General features: G+C 71.0%; 4 protein-coding genes. All 4 read right to left on the reverse strand.

Annotation, left to right across the window (positions count from 1 at the left end; translation table 11 throughout):
- Positions 1 to 190: 190 nt before the first annotated feature.
- From ACGF2Y_RS24770 to ACGF2Y_RS24785, 4 genes are read right to left on the reverse strand one after another with little or no spacing between them, the layout of a single operon-like run.
- Entirely contained in the window at positions 191 to 1,852 is a 1,662-nt protein-coding gene (locus ACGF2Y_RS24770; RefSeq protein WP_392951366.1) for a DUF885 domain-containing protein, read from the reverse strand.
- Complete coding sequence (locus tag ACGF2Y_RS24775) at positions 1,849 to 3,198, reverse strand: acetyl-CoA carboxylase biotin carboxylase subunit family protein (RefSeq protein WP_392951369.1); 1,350 nt, start codon at positions 3,196 to 3,198, stop codon at positions 1,849 to 1,851. Before ACGF2Y_RS24775 ends, ACGF2Y_RS24770 begins: the two co-directional genes overlap by 4 nt.
- Complete coding sequence (locus tag ACGF2Y_RS24780) at positions 3,195 to 4,520, reverse strand: acetyl-CoA carboxylase biotin carboxylase subunit family protein (RefSeq protein ID WP_392951371.1); 1,326 nt, start codon at positions 4,518 to 4,520, stop codon at positions 3,195 to 3,197. The genes ACGF2Y_RS24775 and ACGF2Y_RS24780 overlap by 4 nt, the downstream gene beginning before the upstream one ends.
- Complete coding sequence (locus ACGF2Y_RS24785) at positions 4,517 to 5,926, reverse strand: acetyl-CoA carboxylase biotin carboxylase subunit family protein (protein WP_392951374.1); 1,410 nt, start codon at positions 5,924 to 5,926, stop codon at positions 4,517 to 4,519. Before ACGF2Y_RS24785 ends, ACGF2Y_RS24780 begins: the two co-directional genes overlap by 4 nt.
- Between the last annotated feature and the right edge of the window lie 116 nt (positions 5,927 to 6,042).

The raw sequence follows: 6,042 nt of genomic DNA on the forward strand, positions 1-6,042 counted from the left end.
GGGTATTTACGGGGTGCTGCCATGGTGCTGGTAGTTCTCCTTCGCCAGGACGGTAACCCTGGCATCAGGGACTCCACAAATCTCAGTACAGCTCAGGTCGGCGTGCCCCGCCACTGTGATCATCCGCTCGCTCGCTTCTTCACCATGTGGTGTCCTCCGCCCGTGTCCGTCCTGTCCAGGTCTCCCGCCATCAGCCGGCACGGTCCGCACGCGTCAGCTCGGCGCGCAGCAGGCCCAGGCCCATCGGCCCCAGATCCAGGGCCTGCTGGTGGAACCGCTTGAGGTCGAAGTCGCTACCGTCGCGGCGGCGGGCCGCGTCCCGCGACTCCAGCCACACCTTCTCCCCCAGCTTGTAGGCGACGGCCTGCCCGGGGCGCCCCAGGTACCGGTCGATCTCGAAGTCGATGAACCCCGCCGGGCCGAGTCCGCAGTGCTCGGCCAGGAAAGCGCGGGCCAGTTCCGGGGTCCACCGCTCCCCCTCGTGGAACCCGGTGCCCGCGGGGATGGGGAGCCGCAGGTGCAGACCGATATCGAGGACGATGCGCGCGGCGCGCAGCAGCTGACCGGTGGCCAGCATGCCCAGCCGGTGTGCGGGGTCGGCGAAGTACCCCAGCTCGTCCATCAGCCGCTCGGCGTACAGACCCCATCCTTCGCAGTGCCCCGGGTGCAGTTCGCACGCCAGCCGCTGGAACCGGTTGAGGGTGGTCGTGTTCAGGGTCGTCGTGCCCAGTTGCAGGTGGTGGCCCGGGACTCCTTCGTGGAACATCGTGCCCGGCACCGTCCACGTCGGGATCAACGCGTCCGGGTCGGTCCGCGTCCACCAGATCGTCCCGGGGCGTGACAGGTCCTCGCTGGGCGCCAAGTAGACGGCGGGCCCCTCGCTGGGGGAGATCCGGCAGTCGATCCGCCGCAGGGCATCGGGGACCACGAAGTGCGTCCCGTCGAGGTCGGTGATGGCTCCGTCAGCGACCTCCTGCAGCCAATCACGGAACGCCGCCGCGCCCTTGATCTGGTAGCGGGGGTCCTTGTCGAGCGCCGCCAGCACCGCCAGAACCGGTTCGCCCGGCGCGATCCGCGCAGCGGTTTCGGCCATGTCCCGCTGAATCCGGCCCAGTTCCTCCCAGCCCCACGCGTAGGTCTCCCGCAGGTCCAGTCGAATGCCGAGGAATTCGCGTACCCCCAGCCGGTAGCGGTCCTCGCCCAGCGCGTCCAGCTCAGGGGCCACAGGTGCGAGTTCCTCCTCCAGGTACCCGGCGAACCGTGTCAGCGCCCTGTTCGCATCGACCGCTGCCCGGTCCAGGGCACCCCGCAGCACACCGTCGCCGAGCCCGGCCGGCAGCCCCGCCAGGTACGGGCGCGTGTCCCGGCAGTCCTGGGCGTTGCGGACCACCTGGCGATACGGTGCGACCCGCCCGCCGCGCCGCGCGGCCTCCAGGCTCTCGCGCAGCCCGGCCAAGGTGTCCGGGACGGCCCGCAGCCTCGCCAGCAGCGCATCCCACGGGGTGTCGGAGCCCTGGTCGAGCAGCCCCACGGCCTGCCGGATCCGCTGGACCGGCCCGTCGAGAGTGTCCAGCAGCGTGGCGTACGCGTCGGCGTCGGCCAGCGCCGCCTCTGTTGCGAGCCGCTCACCGAGGACCGCCGCCGCAACTCGTTCGGCGTCTCCCTCGACCGGTGTGGCCTCGACCGCCTTCGCCGTACGCCGGGCCAGCTCCGCCCGTTCCCACATGGCCCGTGGGCCGAAGTCGGTGAGCCGCTCCTCGTGCCCGGCGACGCCCATCGCCGAGGCCAAGCACGGGTCCAGCTCGGCAAGCTCATCCACATACCGGTCCGCGAGGTCGTTCAGGGCGGTCATGAGCGGGGTCCGTTCGTCGACGTGAGGCGAGTCGCGGTGGCGGCCGCCGAGGAAGGGACGTGTCGTTTCCGCACACCGCGGCCTGGCACCAGGACCTGATCCGAAGGCGTCGGGGCGGCCGGACGGGTGCGGACCGAGAGGGAGTCGAACAGGTCGATGATCCAGTCCCGGCAGACCTCCGGAGTGTCGCCCGCGACGATCCCGGTGAGCACCGTCGCCCCGGTCTGGCAGGTGATGTGGTCAGGCAGCGGCGCGCCGGAGGGCAGTTCGTTCCAGGCGAGGGCGGACGGGGTGTCGCGGAACATCGCCGCCCCGTCGAGGCCCCGGTACTCCTGCCCGGCCAGGTGGTGGCCGGGGTAGACGAACCAGCCGTACCGGCGCCGGCCGGCCGGGGGCTCGGGAAGCATTCCGGCAACGGGCTCGCCCAGCAGGGCGCGCAGCTCGTACGAGGGGAGGTGGACGCCGGTGGCCAGTTCGACGGTGGCGACCACGTCGGCTCCCCCGACCCGGTTCCCGACCTCCAGGAAGACCAGCTCTCCCTCGTGGACGATCGCTTCGAGGTGGAAGCTGCCGTCCTCGATCCGCACTGCGGCCAGAACGCGCGCCACCCAGCCGCGCGTCTCGTCGGAGAATCCGATCTGGAACGATCCGAGCGGGTGGCCCTGCGCGTACTGCAGGCAGGTGTTGATGTACTCGCCCGCGCTGAGGACGAGGACCTCGCCTCCCTGCACCAGTCCGTCGAAGTGCCGGATCGGCCCGGAGACGAACTCCTCGACCTGGTAGTCCTCCCGGTCGTTGCCGACGTCGAGCCGGGCGATGCCCGTCCGGCCCTCCCGGACCGCCGCCGCGGCCAGCGCCGGGGTGTCGAACACGAGCACGTCCTCGCTGGAGGCGCCGCGATGCGGCTTGAGCACGGTCCGGCCGCGCCAGGGAGCCGGGCCGTCCAGTGCCAGGAAGCGGGGCAGCGGGAGGAAGCGCGGCACCCGCAGGCCCGCGTCCTCGACGGCCTGCTTCATCAGGACCTTGTCCCGGGCGAGCACGACCTGGGCGGGCCGGGCGCCGGGTACGCCCAGGTGCTCGCGCAGCAGCGCGCAGTCGAGGAGTTCGTACTCCGACACGGAGATGATCCGGTCGAAGTCACGGGGCCGGTGTACCAGCCACTCCCGGGCCTCCTCGAAGGCCGGTCGGGTGCCGGGCCGGCTCACTCGCTCGCACCGCAGGCCGGGCGGGAGGGTCGCCAGCGCTTGGTCGGTCCCGAAGTAGGTGACCTCGTGCTGGTCGTGGGAGATCCCCCGGTGGTATTCGATCTTGAAGTAGGGCACGCGGTGCAGGATGAGGATCTTCATCGGGCTTTCCTGACGGGAGTGGGGAGGAGCGAAGCGCGGTCCAGCGTGTCCAGCCAGGCCTCGCGCAGCGTGTGCACGACGGTGCGGATGTCGGTACGGTCGCCCCGCAGGACCACGCAGCCCTGTGCCGCGAAGTCCGCGTTGTCACGGGCGATGGCGTGCAGGTCGCGGCGCTCGGGCGACAGCCAGGAGAAGTCCGTGACGGTGAGCTCTCCGTCGGCAAGGCCGGACCTTTCCGCGGTGGCCCGGACGGCGTTCCCGAGCGGGTCCGCGCCGGTGGCGATGTCGTCCGGGGAGAACGAGCGGTCGGTGCCGACGCCGAGCATCACCGTCGCCGCCGAGCAGCCGGGCACGAGCCGTTCCACTCCGGCGGCCGTGCCGAAGGCCGTGTCGACCCAGTGGTGGTGCAGGTCGATCCCGTAGACCCAGTGGGCCAGTGACCAGATCCTCATCCCGCCCGGCCGCCGGTTGGGCTCCACGACCGCGGCACGCAGCCCGTCGTCGCTCAGCTTGATCTCGTTGTGGAACGGCCCGTCGCACTGACCGACCAGCCAGTTCGCTTGACGGCCCGCTCTTTCCAGCGTCGCGCGCTCGTGTTCCTCGATCCGGGCGGGCAGGACCTGGGCGATTTCGACCGGGTAGCGGCCGTCCGCGCTGAGCTTCTCGGTCACGAACTCCAGCGAGCCCAGTCCGTCGAAGGAGTACTCCCGCCCGTAGGGAATGATTTCCTCGCAGATCACCCCTCCCTCCAGATAGGGCAGGACCTCGGCGAACGCGGCCATCAGGTCGTCTCCGGGGCGGACCACGACGACGCCCCGGTTGTTGCCCTCCGCCACAGGCTTGACGACGAAGCCCCCGGGGTGCTCTTGCGCGAAGGCCCTCAACTGGCCGAGCGAGGCGATCTCGGCGAAGGCGGGCACCATGACCCGCTGCGACTCCAGGAGTTCGGCCACATGCGCCTCGGAGAGCCGGTAGCGGTACTTGGAGAATGCTCCTTCGGCCAGGCGCGGCGAGTCGACCGGGACGCCCAGCCGTTCGAGCAGCTCGGCGCCGCTGCGTACCGCGTTGTCGGAGAAGACGATGCCCGCCCTGATCCGTACGCGCCGGTCGCCGAGCAGCTTCTCGCCCATCTCGGCGAAGTCGTCGCGGAGCGGATCGAGATCGAGCACCTCGTCGGCAATGGAGCGGTCGGCTTCGGTGGGGTCGGCGCGGATCAGGACGACCTCCGCGTCGTGGTGTTCGTGGGCGTAGTTCCGCAGGTGGCGGACTTCGTCGATCCGGCTCAGGTTGTAGTCGACGACGAGGAGGATCGGCCTGGTCATCCGTGCTCCTTTTCGTACGTGATCTCGATGGCACTCCTGGAGTCGGTCACCAGTCCGGGAAGGATCGCCTCGCGGTCGGCGCGGTCCATGCTCCAGAGCACCTGGCCGAGGAACACCTCGCGCGAGGCCGGTCCCACGACATCGCCGGGCTTGAGGAGGACGTGCGACAGGACCGGAGGAAGGCGGCCGTCGTTCAGCCGGACCTCGCGGATGGTGCCGGGGTCGGCGAAGAAGACGCGGAAGAAGGTCGCGCTGCGTCCCTGCGGGGTGCCGTCCGCCGTGAAGGACAGGCTGTTCAGCTGTTCGAGGAACCCGGCCGGCCGGTGGGCGGTCATCAGGGAGTCCAGCCAGAGGTCGAGCAGGCCGGGACCGCCGGTCAGCGCCCCCACGCTGGGCGAGATGAGGCTGCCGCCGACGCGCGGGTTCACCTCGATCAGGTCCCAGCCGTACGGGGCGTGGCGCGCCTCGACGTGGAAGCAGCCCCAGCCGAGGTCGAGGGTGTCCAGCACGCTCGACACCCAGCGGAGCCCGGCGACGAGCTCCTCGCGCGAGAGACTCGTGGGCGGGCTGACGCAAGCGTCCTCGAGCACGGCGCCCGCCGTCTCCGTCATCTCGTACTTCTCGTGCACGGCCACGATGTGCGGCTCGCCGTCGACGGCTATCACTTCGAAGCTGAACTCACGCCCGGGTACGTAGTCCTCGACGAGGAACGTCATTCCGGTGGTGTCCGTGGCCGTCCCGGGAGCGGCGCTGTGTGCGGCCGTGTGCGGGCCCACCTGGTCGCCGGCGCTCGGCCGGGAGGCGAAGACACTGGCGTAGACCGTGTCGGACCGGGCCTCGGCGGCGATGCGCTCCAGGTCGGCCCAGGTCGTGTCGGCGGTGAGGGGGAACGTCCCGAAGGAGGCGATGCCGCTGACCGGCTTCACGAAGTAGCGTCCGCCCTCACGCTGCCGCTCGGCGAGCGTCCTGGCGGTGAGCACGGACGCCCGGCCCCGGCTGAGGCCCGCGTCGGCGAGGCGGTTGCGCAGCGTCACCTTGTCGCGCAGTTCCAGGACCTGCTTCGCGTCCAGATCCGGCACTCCCAGACGGGCGTTGGCCAGCGCCATCAGGTGCCGATAGCCCTCCCAGACGGTGAGAGCGCACCGCACGTCCGCGCCGGTGGCCTGAAGGTGGTCGAGGTACTCCTCGATGTCGTGCGGGGTCAGGACGTGTCCGTCCGTCACCCGGACGTCATCGGCGAGGTCGGCGAGCGCCGCCGGCCTGGACTCCTGGTGCTGCGGCTCCGGCAGCGAGCTGAGCACATGACATTTCAGCCCGCGCGCCGCGACCGTGCCGACGAGATCCTCCATGAACGAGAATCCGACATGGCTGAGCAGCAGCACCCCCCTGGCATTTTCCGTGCTCAATCCGGTCTCCTAACCGGCGGGCGGGGGTGGGGGGGGGGCCCCCGCGCCCGGAGCAACGCCGCCCCGCGGAGCCCCCCCCCCGCCGGCCCGGGGGTCCACCCCGCGCTCCAGGACAG

It is taken from the genome of Streptomyces sp. NPDC048142, assembly GCF_043202835.1.
In the GTDB taxonomy this organism is placed as follows: domain Bacteria; phylum Actinomycetota; class Actinomycetes; order Streptomycetales; family Streptomycetaceae; genus Streptomyces.

What these genes read in the sequence shown, in the direction of transcription:
- ACGF2Y_RS24770 (WP_392951366.1), bottom strand. Translation starts at nt 1,852, where the DNA reads ATGACCGCCCTGAACGACCTCGCGGACCGGTATGTGGATGAGCTTGCC.
- ACGF2Y_RS24775 (WP_392951369.1), bottom strand. Translation starts at nt 3,198, where the DNA reads ATGAAGATCCTCATCCTGCACCGCGTGCCCTACTTCAAGATCGAATAC.
- ACGF2Y_RS24780 (WP_392951371.1), bottom strand. Translation starts at nt 4,520, where the DNA reads ATGACCAGGCCGATCCTCCTCGTCGTCGACTACAACCTGAGCCGGATC.